This is a genomic window from Micromonospora sp. NPDC050200 (assembly GCF_040656135.1).
Lineage (GTDB): Bacteria > Actinomycetota > Actinomycetes > Mycobacteriales > Micromonosporaceae > Micromonospora.
In genome coordinates, this window is record NZ_JBFALG010000010.1 from 55,955 (window position 1) to 75,986 (window position 20,032).

At 73.1% G+C, this 20,032-nt stretch carries 21 protein-coding genes and 1 tRNA gene; 10 read left to right on the forward strand and 12 right to left on the reverse strand.

Annotated features, from left to right (window positions below):
- Window positions 1-24 precede the first annotated feature (24 nt).
- Window positions 25-669, reverse strand: a complete 645-nt coding sequence (locus tag AB0I41_RS09560; protein ID WP_357104087.1) for a zf-HC2 domain-containing protein — start codon at window positions 667-669, stop codon at window positions 25-27.
- A 107-nt stretch (window positions 670-776) separates the two neighbouring features.
- Here AB0I41_RS09560 and AB0I41_RS09565 point away from each other — a divergent pair, with 107 nt between their 5' ends.
- Genes AB0I41_RS09565 through AB0I41_RS09580 form a run of 4 tightly spaced genes read left to right on the forward strand, consistent with a single transcriptional unit; the run spans window position 777 to window position 3,743 of the window.
- Window positions 777-1,367, forward strand: coding sequence for a sigma-70 family RNA polymerase sigma factor (locus AB0I41_RS09565; RefSeq protein WP_357104089.1), 591 nt, complete (start codon window positions 777-779; stop codon window positions 1,365-1,367).
- Window positions 1,368-1,400: 33 nt separating this feature from the next.
- The gene (locus tag AB0I41_RS09570) at window positions 1,401-1,925 is read left to right on the forward strand and encodes a MauE/DoxX family redox-associated membrane protein (protein WP_357104091.1); all 525 of its coding nucleotides are present in this window, start codon (window positions 1,401-1,403) and stop codon (window positions 1,923-1,925) included.
- A complete protein-coding gene (locus tag AB0I41_RS09575) occupies window positions 1,918-2,634 on the forward strand; it encodes a thioredoxin domain-containing protein (protein WP_357104094.1) in 717 nt (238 codons plus the stop codon). The genes AB0I41_RS09570 and AB0I41_RS09575 overlap by 8 nt, the downstream gene beginning before the upstream one ends.
- Window positions 2,631-3,743 carry a hypothetical protein gene (locus AB0I41_RS09580; protein WP_357104097.1) on the forward strand — a complete coding sequence of 371 codons (1,113 nt, stop codon included), beginning with the start codon at window positions 2,631-2,633 and terminating at the stop codon, window positions 3,741-3,743. Before AB0I41_RS09575 ends, AB0I41_RS09580 begins: the two co-directional genes overlap by 4 nt.
- A 181-nt stretch (window positions 3,744-3,924) precedes the next feature.
- Here AB0I41_RS09580 and AB0I41_RS09585 read toward each other — a convergent pair whose 3' ends face one another.
- From AB0I41_RS09585 to AB0I41_RS09600, 4 genes are read right to left on the reverse strand one after another with little or no spacing between them, the layout of a single operon-like run.
- A complete protein-coding gene (locus tag AB0I41_RS09585) occupies window positions 3,925-4,695 on the reverse strand; it encodes an ABC transporter ATP-binding protein (protein ID WP_357104099.1) in 771 nt (256 codons plus the stop codon).
- Window positions 4,692-5,462, reverse strand: coding sequence for a cobalt ECF transporter T component CbiQ (gene cbiQ, locus AB0I41_RS09590; protein ID WP_357104101.1), 771 nt, complete (start codon window positions 5,460-5,462; stop codon window positions 4,692-4,694). Before cbiQ ends, AB0I41_RS09585 begins: the two co-directional genes overlap by 4 nt.
- Window positions 5,463-5,477: 15 nt before the next feature.
- Window positions 5,478-5,879 (reverse strand): PDGLE domain-containing protein, encoded by a 402-nt coding sequence (locus AB0I41_RS09595; RefSeq protein WP_357104103.1) that lies wholly within the window; start codon window positions 5,877-5,879, stop codon window positions 5,478-5,480.
- The gene (locus tag AB0I41_RS09600; protein ID WP_357104105.1) at window positions 5,876-6,592 is read right to left on the reverse strand and encodes an energy-coupling factor ABC transporter permease; all 717 of its coding nucleotides are present in this window, start codon (window positions 6,590-6,592) and stop codon (window positions 5,876-5,878) included. The genes AB0I41_RS09595 and AB0I41_RS09600 overlap by 4 nt, the downstream gene beginning before the upstream one ends.
- A 123-nt stretch (window positions 6,593-6,715) precedes the next feature.
- Between AB0I41_RS09600 and bcp the strand changes: the two genes are divergently transcribed.
- The 4 genes from bcp to AB0I41_RS09620 all read left to right on the forward strand — a co-directional run bounded on the left by bcp (window position 6,716) and on the right by AB0I41_RS09620 (window position 8,602).
- A complete protein-coding gene (gene bcp, locus AB0I41_RS09605) occupies window positions 6,716-7,192 on the forward strand; it encodes a thioredoxin-dependent thiol peroxidase (RefSeq protein ID WP_357104108.1) in 477 nt (158 codons plus the stop codon).
- A gap of 31 nt (window positions 7,193-7,223) precedes the next feature.
- Window positions 7,224-7,772 (forward strand): hypothetical protein, encoded by a 549-nt coding sequence (locus AB0I41_RS09610; RefSeq protein WP_357104111.1) that lies wholly within the window; start codon window positions 7,224-7,226, stop codon window positions 7,770-7,772.
- Between the two features lie 148 nt (window positions 7,773-7,920).
- Window positions 7,921-8,007 (forward strand) — tRNA-Leu (locus AB0I41_RS09615).
- A 64-nt stretch (window positions 8,008-8,071) separates the two neighbouring features.
- Window positions 8,072-8,602 (forward strand): GNAT family N-acetyltransferase, encoded by a 531-nt coding sequence (locus AB0I41_RS09620; protein WP_357104113.1) that lies wholly within the window; start codon window positions 8,072-8,074, stop codon window positions 8,600-8,602.
- A gap of 67 nt (window positions 8,603-8,669) precedes the next feature.
- Here the strand turns inward: AB0I41_RS09620 and AB0I41_RS09625 are convergent, their stop codons facing one another.
- On the reverse strand, window positions 8,670-9,503 hold the full coding sequence (locus tag AB0I41_RS09625; protein ID WP_357104116.1) for a class I SAM-dependent methyltransferase: 834 nt from the start codon (window positions 9,501-9,503) through the stop codon (window positions 8,670-8,672).
- Window positions 9,504-9,631: 128 nt separating this feature from the next.
- Here AB0I41_RS09625 and AB0I41_RS09630 point away from each other — a divergent pair, with 128 nt between their 5' ends.
- Together AB0I41_RS09630 and AB0I41_RS09635 are read left to right on the forward strand one after the other, a co-directional pair.
- A complete protein-coding gene (locus tag AB0I41_RS09630; protein WP_357104118.1) occupies window positions 9,632-10,708 on the forward strand; it encodes an LCP family protein in 1,077 nt (358 codons plus the stop codon).
- Between the two features lie 360 nt (window positions 10,709-11,068).
- The gene (locus tag AB0I41_RS09635; protein ID WP_357104290.1) at window positions 11,069-12,373 is read left to right on the forward strand and encodes a sugar transferase; all 1,305 of its coding nucleotides are present in this window, start codon (window positions 11,069-11,071) and stop codon (window positions 12,371-12,373) included.
- Window positions 12,374-12,391: 18 nt separating this feature from the next.
- Here the strand turns inward: AB0I41_RS09635 and AB0I41_RS09640 are convergent, their stop codons facing one another.
- From AB0I41_RS09640 to AB0I41_RS09665, 6 genes are read right to left on the reverse strand one after another with little or no spacing between them, the layout of a single operon-like run.
- Complete coding sequence (locus AB0I41_RS09640) at window positions 12,392-13,645, reverse strand: DUF1501 domain-containing protein (protein ID WP_357104293.1); 1,254 nt, start codon at window positions 13,643-13,645, stop codon at window positions 12,392-12,394.
- 2 nt (window positions 13,646-13,647) lie between these two features.
- The gene (locus AB0I41_RS09645) at window positions 13,648-14,916 is read right to left on the reverse strand and encodes a DUF1800 family protein (RefSeq protein ID WP_357104121.1); all 1,269 of its coding nucleotides are present in this window, start codon (window positions 14,914-14,916) and stop codon (window positions 13,648-13,650) included.
- 28 nt (window positions 14,917-14,944) lie between these two features.
- Window positions 14,945-16,198: a hypothetical protein gene (locus AB0I41_RS09650; RefSeq protein WP_357104123.1), complete on the reverse strand. Its 1,254-nt coding sequence runs from the start codon at window positions 16,196-16,198 to the stop codon at window positions 14,945-14,947.
- Window positions 16,195-17,409 carry a glycosyltransferase gene (locus AB0I41_RS09655; RefSeq protein WP_357104126.1) on the reverse strand — a complete coding sequence of 405 codons (1,215 nt, stop codon included), beginning with the start codon at window positions 17,407-17,409 and terminating at the stop codon, window positions 16,195-16,197. Before AB0I41_RS09655 ends, AB0I41_RS09650 begins: the two co-directional genes overlap by 4 nt.
- Complete coding sequence (locus tag AB0I41_RS09660) at window positions 17,402-18,892, reverse strand: hypothetical protein (RefSeq protein WP_357104129.1); 1,491 nt, start codon at window positions 18,890-18,892, stop codon at window positions 17,402-17,404. Before AB0I41_RS09660 ends, AB0I41_RS09655 begins: the two co-directional genes overlap by 8 nt.
- Window positions 18,879-20,027: a glycosyltransferase gene (locus AB0I41_RS09665; RefSeq protein ID WP_357104132.1), complete on the reverse strand. Its 1,149-nt coding sequence runs from the start codon at window positions 20,025-20,027 to the stop codon at window positions 18,879-18,881. Before AB0I41_RS09665 ends, AB0I41_RS09660 begins: the two co-directional genes overlap by 14 nt.
- Between the last annotated feature and the right edge of the window lie 5 nt (window positions 20,028-20,032).

The following is a 20,032-nucleotide window of genomic DNA, read 5'->3' on the forward strand; positions in this document are numbered from 1 at the left end:
GCTGGCGACCCCACCCCGTCCGGCTCACCCGCGCCCCGCCGCGACGGCGCGCGACCAGGGCCGGTCGGGCTCGCCGCTGACCCGGCCGAGCGCCCAGAGCAGGCCCGCCTGCACCACGGCGGCCAGGTGGCCGATCTCGTGCACCAGCGCGGTGGTCGAGTTGGCGATGTCGACCACGCTGGTGGCGGCCAGGCAGAGCGCCAGCACCAGCGCCACCGGCAGGAACGCCCGCGCCCGCTCCGGCCGCCACGCGGCCAGCGCGAAGCCCACCGCGAGGGCCACGTCGAAGGAGGCCATCTCCCGGCTGGTGTGCGGGTCGGCGGCCACCCCCAGCCCGGCCAGCAGGATCGGCAGCGCGATGGCGAGCTGGGCCACCGCGGCCACCGCCACGGCGACCCGCAGCACCTGCCGACGGGCGGCCCGGACGGCCGCCGGCGTACGCCCGGCCAGCACCGGGTCGGCGGCGACCGCCGCCAGCACCCGGGCGGTCAGGTCCGGCACCTGCACGGAACGGACCCGGGTGAGCCGGGTCACCTGCTCGGCCCGGGCCAGCCAGGAGCGGCAGTCCGAGCAGGTCCGGGTGTGCGCGTCCAGCGCCGCGGCCGGTGCCTGCGGGTCCTCGCCGTCCAGCCGCGCCGACAGCGCCACGCGTACGTCGTCGCACTTCATGAGCAGGTAGTCGGGTGGCGGGGCGGAAAAGTTCCCGACGTGGGCCGGGCCATAGAAGGGCCGAAGGACCCTGCTCGCCGCGGGTAGGCCGCGTAACCTCGGGTGGCGTGATCCCCGCCCCGCGCGACACCGCCGCCGCCGGCCGCCCCGGCGCGGCGCCCGACGCTGCGCGCGACACGGCGACGCACTGGGCGCTGACCGCCCGCGACGGTGATCCACTCGCCCAGGCCGCCTTCGTCCGGGCCACCCAGGCCGAGGTGTGGCGGTTCACCGCCGCACTGGTCGACCCGGACAGCGCCGACGACCTCACCCAGGAGACCTACCTGCGGGCGTTCCGGGCGCTGCCCGGCTTCGAGGGGCGCGCCAGCGTGCGGACCTGGCTGCTCGGCATCGCCCGCCGGGCCTGCGCCGACCACCTGCGCACCGTGGTCCGACGGCGCCGCCTCGACGAGCGGCTGGCCGCCGACGCCCACACCGGCCGCCCGTACCCGGACCCGGCCGGGCACCTCGGCGCCGCCGACCTGGTCAGCCGGCTCCCGGCCGAACGCCGCGAGGCGTTCGTCCTGACCCAGTTGCTCGGCCTGTCGTACGCCGAGGCCGCCGCCGTGGCCGGGGTACCCGTCGGCACCATCCGTTCCCGGGTGGCCCGGGCCCGGCACGACCTGGTCGACGCGGTCGGCGAAGCACTGGCCGGCTGAGCGGTGGAACTTACCGGCCGGACGCGACGACCAATGACCGTGACCGCAGCGCGCATCCGGGCCAGTCGCTGGCCCGCCGTCCGTCCCTGGATCGGCCTCGCCGCCCGGCTCGGCCTGGCCACCGTCTGGCTGGTCGCCGGCGCCGCCAAGGTCGGTGACCTGGCCGCCTCCGGGCGGGCGGTCAACGCCTACCAGGTGATGCCGTACGACGTGGCCACGGTGATCGGCGCGGCGCTGCCCTTCGTGGAGCTGGCGCTCGGCCTGATCCTGCTGCTCGGCCTGGCCACCCGGCTCGCCGCCGGCGTCTCCGCCGCGCTGCTGGTGGTCTTCGTCACCGGCATCGTCTCGGCCTGGAGCCGCGGCCTGGCCATCGACTGCGGCTGCTTCGGCAGCGGCGGCCAGCTCGCCGCCGGGCAGGCCCCGAGCTACCTCCCGGAGATCCTCCGGGACCTGGGATTCCTGGCGCTGGCCGGATTCCTGCTGATCTGGCCCCGCACCCCCGTCTCGGTGGACGGCTGGCTGACGGGCGAACCCGCCGTGGAGGACAACGATGAGTAGTCGCAAGGGGCAGCGGGACGCGGCCCGGGTGGTGCGCGCGCAACTGGCCCGGGAGCGGCGGCGCAAGCGGACGCTCTGGACGTCCGTCGGCGCGGTCGTGGTGCTGGTGATCGCCGGCCTGATCGGCTGGAGCGTCTGGTCCAGCCAGCGCCCCCACGAGTTCACCGCACCGCGCGGCGCCAACGACGCCGGCACCGGCATCGTCATCGGCAGCGGCCCGGTCACCATCGACCTCTACGAGGACTACCTCTGCCCGGCCTGCAAGCAGTTCCAGCAGGTCAGCGGCGCGACCATCGACCAGCTGGTCAGCGCCGGCAAGGCCCGGGTCGTCTTCCACCCGGTCGCCTACCTCAACCGCTTCTCCACCACCGAGTACTCCACCCGCTCGTCGGCCGCCTCCGGCTGCGCCGCCCAGGGCGGCAAGTTCAAGGAGTTCACCGACGCGCTCTTCGCGCGGCAGCCGGCGGAGGGCAGCGCCGGGCTGAGCAACGACGAGCTGATCGACATCGGCGCGGGCGTCGGCCTGAACCGGGACGACTTCGGCTCCTGCGTGAAGGACGGGACGTACAAGCCGTGGACCGGGAAGGTCACCGAGGATGCCAGCAGGTCCGGCGTCACCGGCACGCCGACCATCAAGGTCAACGGCAAGGAGGTCGCCGACCGCAGCCCGGCGGGGATCACGGCGGCGGTGGAGGCGGCCGGCAAGTGATCGCCGTCCTGCTCCGGCGGGCCGGCCTGGTCGCCGCCGCCGCCCTCGTCACCCTGCTCGCCCTCGCCACGCCGGCCGCCGCGCACGGCGCGGACGCCCCCGACGGCACCGACTACCGCACCGAGGTGACCGGCCTCACCCCGGCCCGGCCCGGACTGACGGTACGGGCCGTCGAGGCGGGCGCCCGGCTGGAGCTGGTCAACCGCACCGGCCGGGACGTCGAGGTGATCGGCTACTCGGGTGAGCCGTACCTGCGGGTGGGGCCCGGCGGCACGTACGAGAACACCCGCTCCCCCGCGACCTACCTGAACCGGACCGTGGCCGGCGACACCGCGCTGCCGCCCGAGACGGACCCGGCCGCGCCGCCGCAGTGGCGGCGGATCGCCGACGAGCCGCGGGTGCGCTGGCACGACCAGCGGGCCCTGTGGCGGGAGTCCGGGCCGCCGGCGCAGGCCGCCGCCGACCCGACCCGCGCGCACCGGATCCGCGACTGGACCGTGCCGGTCCGCGACGGCACCGAGCAGGTGGAGATCCGGGGCACCCTGGACTGGGTGCCGCCGCCGGACCCGTACCCCTGGTGGATGGCCGCCACCCTCGGCTTCCTGGCCGTCGGGGCGGCCGGGCTGCTGCCGGCCGGCTCGGTGGCCGGGGACCATGCGTTGCGCGCGGTCGGGGCGCTGCTGGCGCTCGGCGGCGCGGCGGCGGTCGTCCTGGTCGTCGGGCGGGAGCTGGACGCCGGCGCGGAGGGCGTCGGCGGGGTGCTGGCCGGGTTGCTCACCGGGCAGATCTGGCCGCTGCTCACCGGGCTCGGCGCGATCGCCGCGGGCGGCTACGCGCTGGCCCGCCGGCCGGCCGCGGCCGACTTCGCGCTGGCGCTGGCCGGCGCCTGCCTGGCCCTCTTCGCCGGCTTCGCCAATCTCAGCGTCTTCTCCCGCGCGGTCGCCCCCTTCCCCTGGTCGGCCACCGCCGCCCGGGTGCTGCTGGTGCTGATCGTCGCGGGCGGCGCGGGCGCGGTCGGCGCCGGCGTCCTGCGCCTGCACGCCGCCTCCCGCCTGCCCACCACCCACCCCGCCCCCACCCACCCCACCCCCACCCCCACCACCCCGTAACCCCCACCCCACCCCCACCACCCCCCGCGCCCGCCCGCCGGCCGCGCCGCGCCCGCCCCAAGATCCGCGCAAATTCACGGAAAGAGTGGCCTCCACGGCTCGGGAGGCCACTCTTTCTCTGAAAGTGTGCGGATCTTGGGGCGGGTGGAGGGGGCGGGGTGGGGAGGGGGGCGGGGTCCCATTAGGGGCGGGGCAGGGAGTGCGGGGTGAAGCCGTAGGGAAGTTCGAGGCGGTGCCGGGCGAGGAGGTCGGCGTCGCCGAGGACGTCCGGGGTGGGAGCGTCGGCGACGATGCTGCCGGCGTCCAGGATGACCGCGCGCTCGCAGAGCTCCGCCGCGTACGGCAGGTCGTGGGTGACCATCAGCAGGGTCACCGGCAGGTCGCGCAGGATCTCCGCCAGCTCCCGCCGGGCGGCCGGGTCGAGATTGGACGAGGGCTCGTCGAGGACCAGGATCTCCGGGCGCATGGCGAGCACGGTGGCCACCGCGACCCGACGCCGCTGACCGAAGGAGAGGTGGTGCGGGGCGCGGTCCCGGTGCTCGCTCATCTTCACCGCGGCCAGCGCCTCGTCCACCCGCTCGGCCAGCTCCGCCCCGCGCAGCCCCAGGTTCGCCGGGCCGAACGCCACGTCCTCGGCGACCGTGGGCAGGAAGAGCTGGTCGTCCGGGTCCTGGAAGACGATCCCCACCCGACGGCGGACCTCGGCCAGCTCGGCCCGGTCCCGGGTCACCGTCAGCCCGCCGACGCTGACCGTCCCCTCGGTCGGGGTGAGGATGCCGTTGAGGTGCAGCACCAGGGTGGTCTTGCCGGCGCCGTTCGGGCCGAGCAGGGCCACCCGCTCGCCGCGCGGCACGGTCAGGTCCACCCCGCTCAGGGCGACGTGACCGTCCGGGTACGCGTACCGGACGCCGCGGACGTCCAGCGAGACAGCGGTCTGCACGTACCCGATCATGTCAGGACCACGGCGGTGACGGCGATGGAGACGGCCGCCAGCGGCACGGTCGCCCCGGCCAGCCACTGCCCGGCGGTGGCCGCGCCCGCGCCCTGCCAGACCGCCGGCATCCGGCCGGAGTAACCGCGCGACACCATCGCCAGGTAGACCCGCTCGCCGCGCTCGAAGGCACGCAGGAACAGTGCCCCCACCCCGGCGGCGAAGCCGCGCAGCTGCCACAGGAAGCGCGGGTCGTCGCCCCGGGAGACCCGGGCCACCCGCATCCGGCGGGCCTCACCGACCAGCACGTCCAGGTAGCGCAGCATGAACGTGGCGATCTGGGTGAGGATCTGCGGGCAGCGCAGCCGGTCCAGGCCGAGGATCAGGTCACGGGTCGTCGTGGTCCCGGCCAGCAGCAGCGACGCGAGTACGCCGAGGGTGCCCTTGGCGAGGATGTTCCACCCGCCGTACAGGCCGTCGACGGAGAGGCTGAGCCCGGCGACCGGCACCCGCTCCCCCGCGCCCAGGAACGGCAGCGCGAACGCGAACAGCACGAACGGCAGCTCGATCGTGGCGCGCAGCAGCAGCCGGCGCAGCCCGACCCGGGCCAGCACGGCGACCCCGGCGACCAGCAGGGCGTACCCGCCGAAGGCCCAGAACGCCTCGCGCGGGGTGGCCACCACCGCGACCGTGAAGAGCACCATCGCCGCGATCTTGACCTCGGGGGCCAGCCGGTGCACCGGGGAGGCCGCATCCCGGTAGAGCACGTGCGCGTGTCCCGCGCCCATCCGCGTACCCCCTGCTCAGCCGGCGGTGCCGGCCGGCTGCCGGTCCTCGCGCGGGGCACCGTCGGCATCGTCGGGCCGGGCCGGGCCACGCCGGCGCAGCAGCCAGAAGACGCCCCCGCCGACGGCGAAGGTGAGCAGCACGCCGAACACCCCGGACAGGCCGGTGGAGAGGAAGTCGTTGCCGACGCCGCGGATGCCGTAGTCGGCCAGCGGGCTGTCGGCCAGCTCGTGGTCCTTCGTCTGCTGCGCCGGGCAGGAGCCGCCGGTGATCTCGCCGTCGGCGTCGACCGTGCAGCCCTTGAGCAGAGAGGAGTCCAGCCCGTCCGGATGGGACGAGGCGTAGTTGCTCACCACGCCGGCCAGCAGGAGCGCGACCAGCAGGCCGACCGCGAGGAACCCCCAGGAACGCTTCTTCACCGGACACCTCCGACAGCCGGGACGGGCGCCGGCGTCGCCGGCTTCAGGGCGCGCAGCGCGTACACCAGGTCGGGGCGGACCTTGGCGACGGTGACGACGGTGGTGGCGGTGATCAGGCCCTCGCCGATGCCGATCAACAGGTGGACCCCGGCCATCGTGCCGGCCAGGCCGGTGATGTTGCCACCGAGGTCGGTGGTGCCGCCCAGCCAGTACTGGAAGACGAAGCCCTGCGCCGCCACCACCACGCTGAGCAGCGCGGACACGAACGCGGTCACCCCGAGCCCGGCCGGCGTGCGGGGCAGCACCCGCAGCAGCCCGGCGATCAGCAGGTACGCCGCGGCGGTGCCGAGGATCGCCATGTTGGTGATGTTCAGGCCGAGCATCGCGACGCCGCCGTCGCCGAAGACCAGCGCCTGCACGACCAGCACCACCGCCACGCAGAGCGCGCCCACCCAGGGGCCGACCAGCAGCGCGGCGAGCGCGCCGCCGAGCAGGTGGCCGCTCACCCCGGCGGTGAGGATCGGGAAGTTGAGCATCTGCACGGCGAAGATGAAGGCGGCGACCAGGCCGGCCATCGGGGCCAGCCGGTCGTCCAGGTCACGCCGGCCGCGCAGCACGCAGAAGGTCAGCGCGGCGAGTGCGACGGCCGCGAAGATCCCCGCCACCGGACCGTTGATGATCCCGTTCGAGATGTGCATCGCCAGGGTTTCCACACTGCACAGCCTATTTGGCAGACCATGTTGTTGCCAAGACTTGGCAACAAGCCATGTTCTTGATCACCAAGCTCCCGGCGCGCGTCGCCCGCCACCGCCCAGGGCGGCGGTAAGGTCGCTGCCATGACCGCGCCCGACCGCCTCGCCCCCGGCGACCCCGCCCCCGACTTCACCCTGCCGACCGACACCGGCGAGACGCTCTCCCTGGCCGACCTGCGCGGCCGCCGGGTCATCCTGTACGCCTACCCGGCCGCGATGACGCCCGGCTGCACCAAGCAGGCCTGCGACTTCCGCGACTCGCTCGCCTCGCTCCAGGCCGCCGGCTACGAGGTGGTCGGCATCTCCCCCGACAAGCCGGAGAAGCTGGCCAAGTTCCGCGAGCGGGACGCCATCACCTTCCCGCTGGTCGCCGACGCCGACAAGGCGGTGCTCACCGCGTACGGCGCGTACGGCGAGAAGCAGTCGTACGGCCGGACGGTGACCGGGGTGATCCGCTCGACGTTCGTCATCGACCCGGACGGAAAGATCGAGCGGGCCCTCTACAACGTCAAGGCCACCGGGCACGTGGCGAAGCTGCGCCGCGACCTCGGCCTCGACTGAAGCCGTCACACCCGGCCGCTACGGTCCGTACGTGGTCCGGTACAGGTATACGCCCGAGGCGCTCGCACAGGCAGCCGCCGCCGCGCAGAGCATCGCCGGGGTGATGCGCCTGCTCGGGGTGCGCCTCAGCGGTGGGTCGCACGCGCACATCAGTCGGCAGTTGAAGCGGTTCGGCATCGACACGTCGCACTTCACCGGCAGCGCGCACAACCGGGGACGCCGCGGCGAACGACGAACCACCTCCTCGCTACTGCTGGTGAGCTTGCCGCAGGATGCCCGCCGCACACCGGGTACCCGTTTGAAGTGGGCACTGCGCGACATCGGTGTTCCCGAGGAGTGCGAGGAGTGCGCCATCGGGCCGATGTGGCGGGGCCGACCGCTGATCCTGCACGTCGATCACGTCAACGGCGACTTCCTCGACAACCGACCGCCGAACCTCCGGCTGCTCTGCCCCAACTGCCACAGTCAGACGGCCACCTACGCCGGCCGCAACAAGGGTGCCGAGCGGGCACGGCGGCTCCCGTCCGGGGACGGGTCGGACGAGCATCCTGGCGGACTACTGCCCAAGGCGGCGCCGTAGCCCAGACATCGGCGCCCGGAAGATCGCCAGCACGGTGTCACAGTCAGCGGGTGACACCTCGGTGATCAGTCACAGCACCGTCCTGCTGATACTGCCGGGGGCAGGGCTCACCACCGCCGAGACCCGACGCTCTAAACTGAGCGGGTCGGCGGGAGTGGCGTAAGCGGCAGCCGCGCGGGCCTTAGGAGCCCGTGTCCGAAAGGACGTGGGGGTTCGAATCCCCTCTCCCGCACCAGGAAGCACTGTCAGCCGCGTCACGATCGTGGCCTCACGCCGCGCCTGTTCGTCAAGATGGCCGGGTGAGTCTGCGCTTCGTCCTCGACCCCGATCTCACCCCTGACCTGCGCCAGCGGATCGTCGACCTCTGGGTCGACGTCACCAACGCCGGCGGCGCGGTCGGCTTCGTCGCCCCGGTCACCGCCGCCGAGGTCCGCCCGGTCGCCGAGCAGGCCTTCACCGACGTCACCGACGGGCCGGACCGGCTGCTCGTCGGGTACGAGGGCGACCGCCCCGTCGCGGTGCTGGTCTTCGCCGACAACCGGTTCGGCCTGAAGACGCACTGGGGCATCCTCAAGCGGGTGATGGTCCACCCGGACACCCAGGGCCGGGGCTACGGCCTCGACCTGATGCGGGAGGCGGCCCGCCGCGCCCCCGAGTTGGGCTGGCAGGCGCTGCATGTGACGGTGCGGGGCGGGCTGGGACTGGAGAAGTTCTACGACCGGCTCGGCTACCGGGAGGTGGGGCGGCTGCCGGCCGCGCTGCGGGTGGCGCCGGCCGACGACCGCGACGAGATCTTCATGTGGCGGGACCTGGACCGGCCGGCGGACTGAGACAGGGGATCGTCGCGGTCCAGCCGGCGGCGGCCCTTGACCGGTTGCGTGTGGATCGCGGCGAGCCTCACCAGGCCACGCCGATGCCGTCCCCCGGGTACCAGTGGTTGAGCGGGGTCTCCCGGTAGGCGAGGAAGCGCCGCCCGGTGCGCTCGGCGTGGGCGGCGAGCACATCGGTGTGGGTGACGTTGTCGGTGAGCAGCATCGCGCCGGGGGCCAGCTCCGGCTCCACGGCTTCGAACTCGCGCTTCTCGTGCGCCCGGCTGTGGTCGCTGTCGTGCAGGAACAGGTCGACGGGGCGGTCCAGCGCGGTGATGGAGGCGATGGAGTCGCCGATGACCAGGTCGACCACCTCGGACCAGGGTGCGGTGCGGGCGAGGTAGCCGGCTTCGGGGTTGATGTCCAGCGAGGTGAGCCGCCCCGGGTGCCCCTCGGCGGCGTTGCGCAGCAGCGCGGCGGCGAGCACGCAGCTGCCCAGGCCCTTGTCGACGCCGGTTTCGACCACGTGCGCCGGTCTGCTGGCGCGGACGATGGCGTACCAGCCGACCCGGCGGGCGTACCGGACCTGCTTGTCGGCCAGGCCGCGACGGGCCGCGCCGGCGGTGGCCCGCTCGATGTGGCCGCGCAGCGTGTCGTCCTTCTCGATCTCCTCGACGTACGCCCGGACCTGCCCGACCGGCACGTCGCAGACCACGCTGACGAACCAGGCGAGGTGCTGCCGGCTGAGCTTCGTCAGCTCGTAGGTGTAGTTGTGGTGCTCACGGGAGGTGAACAGCCACCGGGTGGTGGTGCGGAGCACCTTGGCGTCGTGGTGGGCGACCCGGGCGAGCCGCTTGGGGAAGGCGGCGACCGGCGCGAGGGGGGTGCGGGCGACGGCCCGCCGGAGCTTCGTGGCATCCATCCGTGCGGTTGTACCAGGCGAAGATGAATACCGCCGAGGACAGTTTCGACGCACCGACCGGGTGGGCCGGGGCCGACCGACCGGATGAGGGTCCCCGCGTGGAATCGTGGTTCAGTAGCATCGCGGGCATGTCAGATCGCCAACAGCTCGCCGACTTCGAACCGCGCTCCACCGCGTCCGACGTGGATTTCGACGGTGCGGGTCAGCCGTCCGGACCGGCTCCGCGCCGCCGGCGCGGCCGGCGTATCGCCCTGATCGTGCTGCTGGTGGTGGCGTTGCTCGCCGGCGGCGGGCTCATCGCGGGCGGCCTGTACTACCGCTCGGTCAACTCCTCCATCGACCGGGTCGACGCGTTCACGGGGGTGCCCGAGGAGTCCCGTCCGCAGGTGGTCGCCGAGGGCGCGATGAACATCATGATCCTGGGCAGCGACACCCGCGACCCGGAGAACACCGGGGGCTCCCGGAGCGACACCATCATGCTCGCCCACCTGCCGAAGGACCGGTCGAGCGCCCAGCTCATCTCGATCCCGCGGGACACCTGGACGCCCATCCCGCGCTCGAAGGAGGGCCGGGGTGGCCGCGACGCCAAGATCAACGCGGCCTACGCGTGGGGCGGCGTGCCGCTCATGGTGCAGACGGTGGAGCAGTTCACCGGCGTCCGCATCGACCACGTGGCGATGGTGGACTTCGCCGGCTTCAAGGAGATCGTCGACGCCCTGGGCGGGATCGAGATCGACGTGGAGAAGGGCTTCACCTCGACCCACTCGCTCAACCCCGGCGGCAAGCGCGAGTTCGTCGCGGGTCGGCAGACCATGGACGGGGCCGCCGCACTGGACTACGCCCGCGAGCGTTACGCGTTCGCCAACGGCGACTTCGCCCGGATCAAGCACCAGCAGCAGGTCATCAAGGCGATCCTCGACAAGGCCGCGTCGGGTGGCACGCTGAGCAGCCCCACCAAGCTGAACTCGTTCGTGAAGGCCACGGCCAATTCCGTCGCGGTGGACAAGTCGATGTCGCTTGTGGACCTGGCGATGGAGCTGCGCCACCTGCGCGGCGGCAACCTCGGCTTCTTCACCTGTCCGGTGAAGGGGACGGGCCGGGTCGGCAGCGAGAGCGTGGTGTTCCCGGACAACGCGAAGGCCAAGGATCTGTTCGACGCGGTCCGCGACGACTCGGTCGAGCGGATTGTTTCCGCCGGAAAGTAGGACTTCACTTTGCCGTGCCGGCTGTGGTGGTGTGACTGAGCCGCTCGTATCCTTCGATCGCCCGGGGCCTGCGTCAAGCGGGCCCCGGGCCGTCACGGGGGAGAATCGACAATGCCAGGCCATTCGGCGACAAAAAGTCCGGCTGCCGCCACGGCGCAGCTCCAGGAGGCACCACAGGGGACCGTCACGTCACCGCCCGACGTGGTGGGTGACGAGGGAATCCTCGCGGGGATCCCCTCGATCCGGCTGCCCAGCGAGCCCACGGCCCCGGCGGCGGCGCGCGCCGGTCTCGACACCACCGCGGTGCTGCCATACGCGAGCTCGCGGGCCTCGAAGCGGACGCGCGGGCTCCGGGCCTGGATGTTGGCCCTCCCCGTCGACCTCACCGCGCTGCTCGCTCCCCTGCTGCTGAGCCAGAGCTACTGGCGCGGGACCCTGGCGAACGCCGCCCTCACGGTGGCGGTCTTCGCGACCGGCGGGCTCTACCGGGCCCGCCGTCACCTCAGCATCCTCGACGAGCTGCCGAGCCTCTGCGGGCGCCTGCTGGCCTCCGGCGCGGTGGTGGCCATCATCGCGGCCGAGCGCCACGACTCGGTGCCGTACGTCAGCGGGTTCATGCACGGCGTGGCGTTCTCGGCGGGACTGGTGATCATCGGGCGGGCCTGCACCAGGACACTCACCATCGTGGCGCGCAAGCGCCGGTGGCTGGAACACAACGCCATCATTGTCGGAGGCGGCCCGACCGGCGTGGAGCTGGCCCGGCTGCTCCGCCGCTACCCCCAGTACGGCCTGCGGTTCGTCGGCTGCGTCGACGCGCCGTCGCGGCAGGACGCCGGGGGGCTGCCGCTGATCGGCACCCTCGACGACCTGGAGCAGCTCGTCCGGCTCGCGGAGTGCGAAGTCCTGATCATCGCCGATCCGGACTGCCCCGACGCGACCGTGATGGAGTTCCTGCTCCGTCCGGTCAACGCCCGCTGTGACCTCTGGGCGGTCCCCCGCCTCTGGGGATCCCGGTCCCAGGGCGGATACCCCGACCACGTCGGCGCCATCCCGATCGTCCAGATCGGTGACCTCACCCTGTCCGGGCCACGGTGGGCGATCAAGCGAGCGTCCGACGTGGTCCTCGCCTCACTGGCGTTGCTCGTGCTGAGCCCGCTGCTCCTGCTCTGCATGGTCGCGACGTTCCTCGACGGTGGCCGGGGCGTCTTCTTCCGCCAGGAGCGGATCGGCCGGTACGGCAAGCCGTTCCAGGTCATCAAGTTCCGGTCGATGCGCCCGGTCGACGAGCACGAGTCGCAGACGAACTGGTCCATCGCGCACGACCGGCGGGTCGGACCGATCGGACGGTTCATGCGCCGTACGTCGCTGGACGAACTGCCCCAGCTCTGGAACATCCTGCGCGGGGAGATGAGCGTGGTCGGGCCGCGACCGGAACGGCCGTACTTCGTGGAGAAGTTCTCCGCCGAGTACCCGAACTACGCGATGCGTCACCGGGTCCCGGTCGGGCTCACCGGGCTGGCGCAGGTCAGCGGGCTGCGGGGCGACACGCCGATCTCCGATCGGGCGCGGTTCGACAACTACTACATCGAGAACTGGTCGCTCTGGCTGGACGTCAAGGTGATCCTGCGGACCATCGCGGAGGTGTTCCGGGCGGGCGGCCGCTGAGCGGTCACCCGCCTGTCCTCAGTCGGCGGTGAGTAGCGGCAGCGGCTTCGTCCGGTAGCCGCTGCCCACGTAGCGGTCGGGGTCGGCGTCGAGCACCGACGTCAGGACCGTGCCGAAGACGTCCCGGAAGTCCATCGTGGCCTTGAGGTCGCCGTCGTCCAGGTCGGCGAGGCTCGGCTGCTCGCCGTGGAACCCGCCGGCCACCGTCGGCCCGAGCACGAACACCGGTCCGGCCGTCCCGTGGTCGGTGCCCTGGGAGGCGTTGGCGCGTACCCGCCGGCCGAACTCGCTGTAGACGACGACGGTCACCTGGCGTCCCGCCTCAGTCCGCGCCATCCGTGCCACGAACGCCGACAACGCGCGGTCGAGCCGGGTGAGCAGGCTCTCGTGGCCTGCCCGCTCCATCGCGTGGGTGTCGAACCCGTCGAGGCTCACCGAGTAGACCCGGGTGGGCACACCGGCCTCGACGCAGCGGGCCACCAGCGCCAACTGAGTCTCCAGGACGCTCCGGCTGCCCGGACCCGTGGTCAGGACCTCCTCGTCCGCGTTGTCCGGGGAGGGGCTCTGGTGCTGTTCCGCGCTGCGGACCAGCCGCTCGACACGGAGCAGGTCGCCGTAGGCGCGGGCCGCGCGGGCCTGCAGCTCCGGCTCCCCGGGCTCCCCGCGACCGAGGGCCGCGACGGCGTCGGCGGTGATGCCCGGGGGCAGTTCGAGGCCGCCGACGCTGACGCAGGAACCGGCCCGGGTCTGCCCCGCGAGCACCGGGGGCAGGACCGGCTCGAAGCTGACCGCGGCCTCCGGCGCGGCCTTCGTGCCATCGAGCCAGCGGCCCACCCAGCCGGTCGTCACCGGCTCGGCCGGGGACGCGGTCTGCCAAATGTCCATGGATCGGAAGTGGCTGCGGTCCGGTCGCGGGTAGCCCACCCCGAGTACGACCGCCAGCCGCTTCTCGTCCCACAGCTGCTTCATGCCCCGCATGACCGGGTTCAGGCCAAGGGTGTCGTCCAGGTGCAGCACCTTCGCGGCGTCGTACGCCAGCTCCGGCCGGGCCGAGTGGTAGGCGTGGTCGGTGTAGGGAATGACCGTGTTCAGCCCGTCGTTGCCGCCGTACAGCGTCACCAGGACGAGCTTCTTCGACCGCGCGGCGGACGCGTCCTGTCCCGCGGTCCGCAGCAGGTGGGCGATCCCCATGCCCCCGGCGCCCGCCGCGAGCGCGCCGCCCGCGGTAACGCCCGAGGCGAGCAGGAACCGACGTCGAGTCAATGCATCCATCGTCATGTCACCAGGTACTCCGGGCTCACCAACCCCAGGGTCAACAACTGCCGCCGGTCCTGCGTACCCCGCAACACAGCGTACGTGCGGTTCGTCCACCCGTCGACGCCGAGCAGGTACGCCAGGCTCTCCGGAGTCAACTGGTCGACCGGCGCCTGTTCGGCGATCCGGCCGGCCAGCCGCAACCGGACCTGGGCCGCGGCGGACGTCAGCCAGGCGCCGCCGGCGGGCCAGCCGCCCACGTTGGGGGTCGCGAAAGGCAACTGCCCCAGGTTCTCCAGGTCGTGCAGGACGGCCTTGCGGGTCTCCGGGGTGAGGCTGGCGGGCCGCACCCCCAGCTGCCGCAGGACGCCGACGAGCCACTCGACCGGCTGCTTCACCATTGTGCCGGCCGTCGCCTGGAACGCCTCGTCCGCGAGCAGCACCCGGAGCATGGCCATCGGTGCGGGGAAGGCGCGCACCATCTTCTCCTGGAGGCCCTTCGGGATGGGCTTGGCGGACGAGCCGTACCGGAACCAGAGGCGGGCGGCGATGAACCGTGGGCAGGCCTCCTGGGTCAGCAACAGGTCGACGAGGCTCTGCGCGGTGAAGTTCGCCGTCCGGCCCAGGATGGTCTTGCGGCCCGGGTCGTGGGCTTTCGGGTCGAAGACCGACCGGCCCATGGTGAGGCTGAACCGCCAGCCGGTGAGCGCCCGCCCCGCCTCCTTGACGTCCTTCTCGGTGTAGTTGCCGATCCCTAGGACGAACAGCTCGCACAGCTCGCGGGCGAGGTTCTCGTTGGGCGCCTGCCGGGTGTTGAGGTGCCCGTCCAGGTAGTGGTTCAACGCCGCGTCGACCACCATCCGCCGGGCCATGACCGTGAAGTCCGGGGCGCCGCGGAGGGTCCGGTGCTGGCTCAGCATGAGCTGGGGGCTGCGCACCTTCTTGACCGAGGTGGCCCAGTGCCCGTGCCAGAAGAAAACCAGCTTCTCGACGGCCTGGTGGCTGGCAACCGTCATCCGGTTCAACCACCACTCGGTGATCTGCTCGGTCTGCGCGGTGCGGAGGTCCTCCAGCTTGACCTTCTCCTCGTAGGTCAGGTCACGCTTGCCCGCGTACGCGTCGGGCCCGAGGTCCGGGATGGGCGCGCCGGTCGCCCCGACGTCCGGGCCGGGCGGCGCGCTCAGTCCGGACAGCGCCGCGGCGTAGCCGGCCTGGCGGGCGGCGGCGAGCTCGACCGCGGTCGGGCCGAATCCGGCACGCCGCAGCAGCAGGCCGACACTGTCGCTCATTACCGACAACCTAGCCGAGAGCCTCTCATCAGGACAGGCCGGCACCCGACGCGACAGGTGTCGGTGGACGGCGGCGAGCCGGCAGCGCGACGAGGACGAGCGAGTAGACGACCATGCCGACCGATGCGGCGATCAGGTAACCGGACGCGCCGATCACGACGGTCAGCAGCGGCGCGGCGAGCACCGTCAGGCCCAGCATGACGTAGCGGGCGCGCAGGAGCAGGTCGAACTCGCCGCGCACGAACCTGCTCAGCGAGCAGCCGTAGGAGAACCCGAGGGCGGCCTTCTCCAGCCCGGCTGCGACCAGGACCCACCCGGCGGGGATGAAGGCCAGCGCGGGGACGAACCCCTGCCCGACGAACACCGCCACCCCGAGGACGACCGAACCGGCGGTCATCAGCGCCGACGCCAGCATCCCGTCGCGGAGATCCTGCCCCCGGGTCGTGTCGACGGCGGCCTTGCGCTGGTAGACCAGCACCCGGCGGAAGGTGATCGACACGAATGCCAACGGCCCGAACAGCTGCTGGGTGATGCGGATGAGGCCGAGCGTGACGGCGTCGGCGACGAAGGCGGTGACCTGCATGGCGAGCACCGGGGTGAGCCCGACGAGCAGGGCGTCCAGCGAGGCGGCGCCCATTACGCCCCGCCGCGAACGCACCCACCCGGCCAGCCCGGCGAAGAGCGGCCGCCGCTCGGGTCGGCCGGCGGCGGCCAGGAAGAACACCGCGTTCACGGCGGCCCAGGACAGGCAGATGGCCAGCGGCGAGCGGGCCGCGGCGAAGACGACCATCAGGACCAGCTGCGCGGCCAGCCACGCGGCCGTCTCCACGAAGACCGCCCGGGCGGCGCCCGCCGCCACGCCGGCGGCCCGGCCGATGTCCAGCGCCAGCGCGAACGGAATGCCGGCCGCGTAGGCGACGGCCAGCTCGATCGACCCACCGGAAACGGCGAGCGCCGACGCCACCGCCAGCCCTGCTCCGACGAGCCCGCCGGTGAACGCGGCGGCCACCGACCGCCGGCAGTCCGTCCGATCGGCCGCCCGCTCGGCTTGTGCCTCGGCGAGCAGCGTCGCCTCGGCGAGGGACCGCTGCAGGACACCGCAGGTCAGTTGGAACACCAGCATCGCGGGCGCGGTGGCGCCGACCGCGGACAGGTCACCGGCGTACCCGAGGGAGAGGCTGAGGATCAGACCCGTGCCCATGAGGGCCAGTTGCCCGAGGGTAAGGGCGAGCCGGGCCCAGTTCCGCCCACCGGTACGCGGCGGGGCGATCGTTCTGGTCACGGCCGCCGTCCGCCCGTCGCGTCGTCCGCACCGGCCCACGCCCGACGGGTGGCGGCGACCACGGTCTGCGGCAGTGTGATCGCCGCATCGCCGCCCGCCCGGGTGGCCGGGGGGGCTGCGCCGGCCAGCAGCTCACCGAGCGCGACCGCGGCCCCTTCCGGATCCTGGAAGTCCGCGTACGCGTAGGCGCCGCCGGAGATGGCAGCCGCCTCCGGCAGGCCACCGAGCGGCGAGACCAGCATCGGTCTCCCGGTACGCCCGACCTCGACCGCGACCCGGCCGAACGGCTCCATCCAGCGGGACGGGATGAGGACCACATCCACCGAGTCGCAGAACGCGTCGACCGTCATGCGGCCGAGCAGGTGCAGGGCGACCCCCTCCGACCGGGCCAGCTCGGCCAGCGTCCGCGTGTAGTCGGGCTGTCCCTCGCCCGCGACCAGCACCCGCACCCCGGTGCCCGTGTTCCGTTGGTACGCGCCCGCGGTACGGATCGCCGACTCGATGCCCTTCACCGGGTCGATCCGGCCGAGGTAGCCGACAACGAGCTGGGTCTCGCCGATGCGCCGCGCCGGGCGTACCGGTTCCGCCGGGCCGATCAGCGGATAGCCGATCAGGCTCGCCGCCGGGGTGGTCAGGCCCGCGTCGACGAGCTCGTCGCGGACGAAGCCGGACACACAGACGCTCACCGCGCCGCGCGGGGTGGCGCCCCGCATGATTTCCGCCTTGACCCGGCACTCCCCGCACACCGTCTCGCAGGTCCGCGAGTCCTTCAGCCGGGACCGACGCCAGCAGGTGTCGCTCAGATCGTGGAAGACCCGGACGTACCGCAGTCCGCGCGCCTTCACCCAGCGCGGCAGCCAGGGACCGGTGCGGGAGATGTTGGTGGCCACCACGACGTCGGGCCGGAACGCCCCGATCCGGCGGGTCAGGCGCGACGCGACCAGGGGCAGCAGCCAGGCGGTCAGGAACTCCAGCCCGCGCCGGACCCGGGTGTCCGCGTGCTGCCGCCGGGCGAAGGGCCGGCGCACGGCGTGCACGGTGAGCGGACCGTCGGAGTACATGTTGTCGGCGGTGGACGGCACGAAGACCGACACCTCGGCGAAGCCGGCCAGTTCCCGCGCGGCCGCTTGGGCGGACCGCTCCGCGCCGCCGACCTCGTCCGGCCACCACCAGTCGGCGAGGATGGCGATCCTGGGCCGTGGTTCAGTCATTGTGCGCCATCTCCTCTGGTCCGGTGGGTGCGGCGGCCGGGGAGCCGTGGTCCACCGGTGGGGGCGGTCGGGTGAGCCGCCAGCCCGGGTCGGGCAGGGCCAGCACGCCCACGACGAGCACCGCGAACGCGGCGCCGACGAACGGGATCTGCGCGCCGAGGGGACCGCGCAGCAGGCCGATCTGGAAGGCGGCGAAGGTGACCGTGAGGGCGGTCCCGAGCCCGGCCGGGGTGGCCGTCAACGCGCGGTCGAGTCGCCGGGCAAGCCTGCCGTAGAAGAAGAACAGCACCACCACGCCGACGAAGGCGAACTCCAGGTAGGTCTCGGCCCAGAACGGCAGGGCCAGGTTCTGGAACCCGTAGCCCCGGCCGGCCGCCACCGCGTTGCCCGCCGGGATCGCCTTCCCCTCCCACCAGGAGCGGGGCACCCAGAACAGCAGCGCCGAGACCAGGTGGTGGCCCCACGTGTGGCCGTGCACCCGGGCGTGGTAGACGACGTTCACGGTCTGCTGGAACCCGTCGAAGTCCCAGGTGTAGTACGCGTCCAGGCCCAACCGGAGGTTGCCGCGCGACCGCGCGTTGCGGAACAGGTTCGCCAGCGGGTAGAGCACGGCGAGCCCGGTGAGCATGCCGAGCGAGAACAGGGTCCGCCAGCGCTGCCGCTCGAACGGCACGATCGCCAGGCCGGCGGCGAGCATCACCCCGAAGGCGGTGAACCGGTTGGCGGACAGCGGATTGTTGTAGATGACGTTGAGGAGGACCGCGACGGCGGTGGTGCCCAGCAGGATCCACCGCGCCTTCGGGCCGGCGAAGTTCCGGCTCCGCCAGCAGAGCAGGCACAGCACGAGGGCGACCGCGGCGACCGCGGCCGGGAAGGTGCTGAGCAGGCCAAGCAGCGCCAGGTCCTGCCGGCTCTTCAGGCCCGCCGCCGCGATGGCGCGCTGGAGGTCGTCGCGGCTGATGAACCGGACGGCCAGACCGCCGGTCATTGGCAGGCAGACGACCGCCAGGACGGCGGCGGTGACGGTGACGGTCAGCGCCTTCTCGATGGTGACCCGGGTCCGTGGCGAGGTGTTCGGGCGCGGCGCGGGCAGGCGGCGGGTGTTGCCGGCCCAGTAGGCCACGACCGCGAACAGGAGGATGACCTGCGCGCTGACGTAGTACTGGTCGAGAGGCAGGTCGGGCCAGGGAACGCGCCGGTCCCGGATCTGCAGCAACGGCGCGAAGCCGACCCAGACCGTGACGAAGGCCCAGAACGTGACGGAGACCGGGGTGAACGACTCCGACCGGGTGGTCTGGTAGAGGGCCGCCAGACACACCGCCACCACGACGAGGCCGAGCGCCCCGGCGACGGTCGGGCGGGGCAGCACGGTGGTGACGCCGAGGGCCGTGACGACGGCCAGCAACGCGACCGCCGCGACCAGGGAGCGGCCGGACGGCCGCCGCGGGTGCGCGGCGGCCACGGCGACGTCAGGAGGTCTCATCGGCCACCCACGAGGCCACGTTCGCGCGGAAGACCGCAGCGGAGAACAGGGCGGCGTGGGCCTGGACCCGGTCCCGGTCCAGTCCGTCGACGTGCCCGAGCATGGCGGCGTACTCCCGGGGGTCGTTCGAGTCGACCAGGAACCCCGTCTCGCCTTCGACCACCGTCTCCAGCACCCCGCCCCGGCGCAGCCCGAGCACCGGCGTGCCGCAGGTCATCGCCTCCACCGGGATGATGCCGAAGTCCTCGTGGGTGGGGAAGAGCAGGCACTTCGCCCCCCAGTACAGCTCGCGGAGCCGGTCCCGGGACGGCTGCCGCTCGAAGGTGACCGGGACCCCGACCCGCCCCGCCTGCCGGCGCAGGGCCTCCTCCTCCGGCCCCGACCCCGCGATCACCAGCGGCATCCGGGCGGCCTCGGCGATCTCGATCATCAGGTCGAACTTCTTGTACGGGATCCAGCGCCCGACCCCGAGCAGGTAGCCGCGGTCCTGCCGGCGCTCGGCCGCCGGGGCGTCGGTGAAATAGTCCACGTCGACCGGCGGGTGGATGATGCGGGCGTCGCGCTTCCAGAACCGCTGGATCCGGGCCTGGACCTCGCGGGAGTTGGCGGCGTAGCTGTCGACGTGCCGGCTCAACCGAACGTCGGCGCCCTGCAGCACGCGCCGTGGCACGGTCAGCATTCCCTTCGAGCCCCGGCCGTCGAAGTCCGGGCTCCACAGGTAGCGGGCCGGCGAGTGGATGTAGCTCAGGTAGCGCGCGTCCGGGGAGGACCGGAACTTCACGGTGTGCGCGAAGGCGTGGCTCGACGAGATGACCACCTCGAACCGTTCGCGGGTCAGAGTTCGCCAGGTCAGCGGCATCAACGGCAGCGCCAGCGCCTTGGACCGCCGCAGCGGTGTCCGGGCGAGCCACGACTCCCGCAGGTCGAGGCCGCGTCGCGCGTCGCGGTCACGCCACAGCACGAACCCTGTCGCGTCCGGCAGCACCTCCTGGATGGCGAGGAAGACGTTCTCCGAGCCGCCCGTGGCGCCGAACCACTCGTGCACCAGGGCGACCGACCGGCCGGCCAGCAGCGGGCCACCCGCGCCCCCGCCGGCAGGACCGGCCTCGGCGACGCCGCTGTCCCTGCTGATCATTCCGC

Bases quoted from the DNA above. Each gene is read 5' to 3' on its own strand.
- AB0I41_RS09570 (WP_357104091.1), top strand. From the start codon at position 1,401: ATGACCGTGACCGCAGCGCGCATCCGGGCCAGTCGCTGGCCCGCCGTC.
- AB0I41_RS09630 (WP_357104118.1), top strand. From the start codon at position 9,632: ATGTCAGATCGCCAACAGCTCGCCGACTTCGAACCGCGCTCCACCGCG.
- AB0I41_RS09635 (WP_357104290.1), top strand. From the start codon at position 11,069: ATGTTGGCCCTCCCCGTCGACCTCACCGCGCTGCTCGCTCCCCTGCTG.
- AB0I41_RS09575 (WP_357104094.1), top strand. From the start codon at position 1,918: ATGAGTAGTCGCAAGGGGCAGCGGGACGCGGCCCGGGTGGTGCGCGCG.
- AB0I41_RS09585 (WP_357104099.1), bottom strand. From the start codon at position 4,695: ATGATCGGGTACGTGCAGACCGCTGTCTCGCTGGACGTCCGCGGCGTC.
- AB0I41_RS09625 (WP_357104116.1), bottom strand. From the start codon at position 9,503: ATGGATGCCACGAAGCTCCGGCGGGCCGTCGCCCGCACCCCCCTCGCG.
- AB0I41_RS09655 (WP_357104126.1), bottom strand. From the start codon at position 17,409: ATGACTGAACCACGGCCCAGGATCGCCATCCTCGCCGACTGGTGGTGG.
- AB0I41_RS09560 (WP_357104087.1), bottom strand. From the start codon at position 669: ATGAAGTGCGACGACGTACGCGTGGCGCTGTCGGCGCGGCTGGACGGC.
- AB0I41_RS09660 (WP_357104129.1), bottom strand. From the start codon at position 18,892: ATGAGACCTCCTGACGTCGCCGTGGCCGCCGCGCACCCGCGGCGGCCG.
- AB0I41_RS09645 (WP_357104121.1), bottom strand. From the start codon at position 14,916: ATGAGCGACAGTGTCGGCCTGCTGCTGCGGCGTGCCGGATTCGGCCCG.
- bcp (WP_357104108.1), top strand. From the start codon at position 6,716: ATGACCGCGCCCGACCGCCTCGCCCCCGGCGACCCCGCCCCCGACTTC.
- AB0I41_RS09665 (WP_357104132.1), bottom strand. From the start codon at position 20,027: ATGATCAGCAGGGACAGCGGCGTCGCCGAGGCCGGTCCTGCCGGCGGG.
- cbiQ (WP_357104101.1), bottom strand. From the start codon at position 5,462: ATGGGCGCGGGACACGCGCACGTGCTCTACCGGGATGCGGCCTCCCCG.
- AB0I41_RS09640 (WP_357104293.1), bottom strand. From the start codon at position 13,645: ATGGATGCATTGACTCGACGTCGGTTCCTGCTCGCCTCGGGCGTTACC.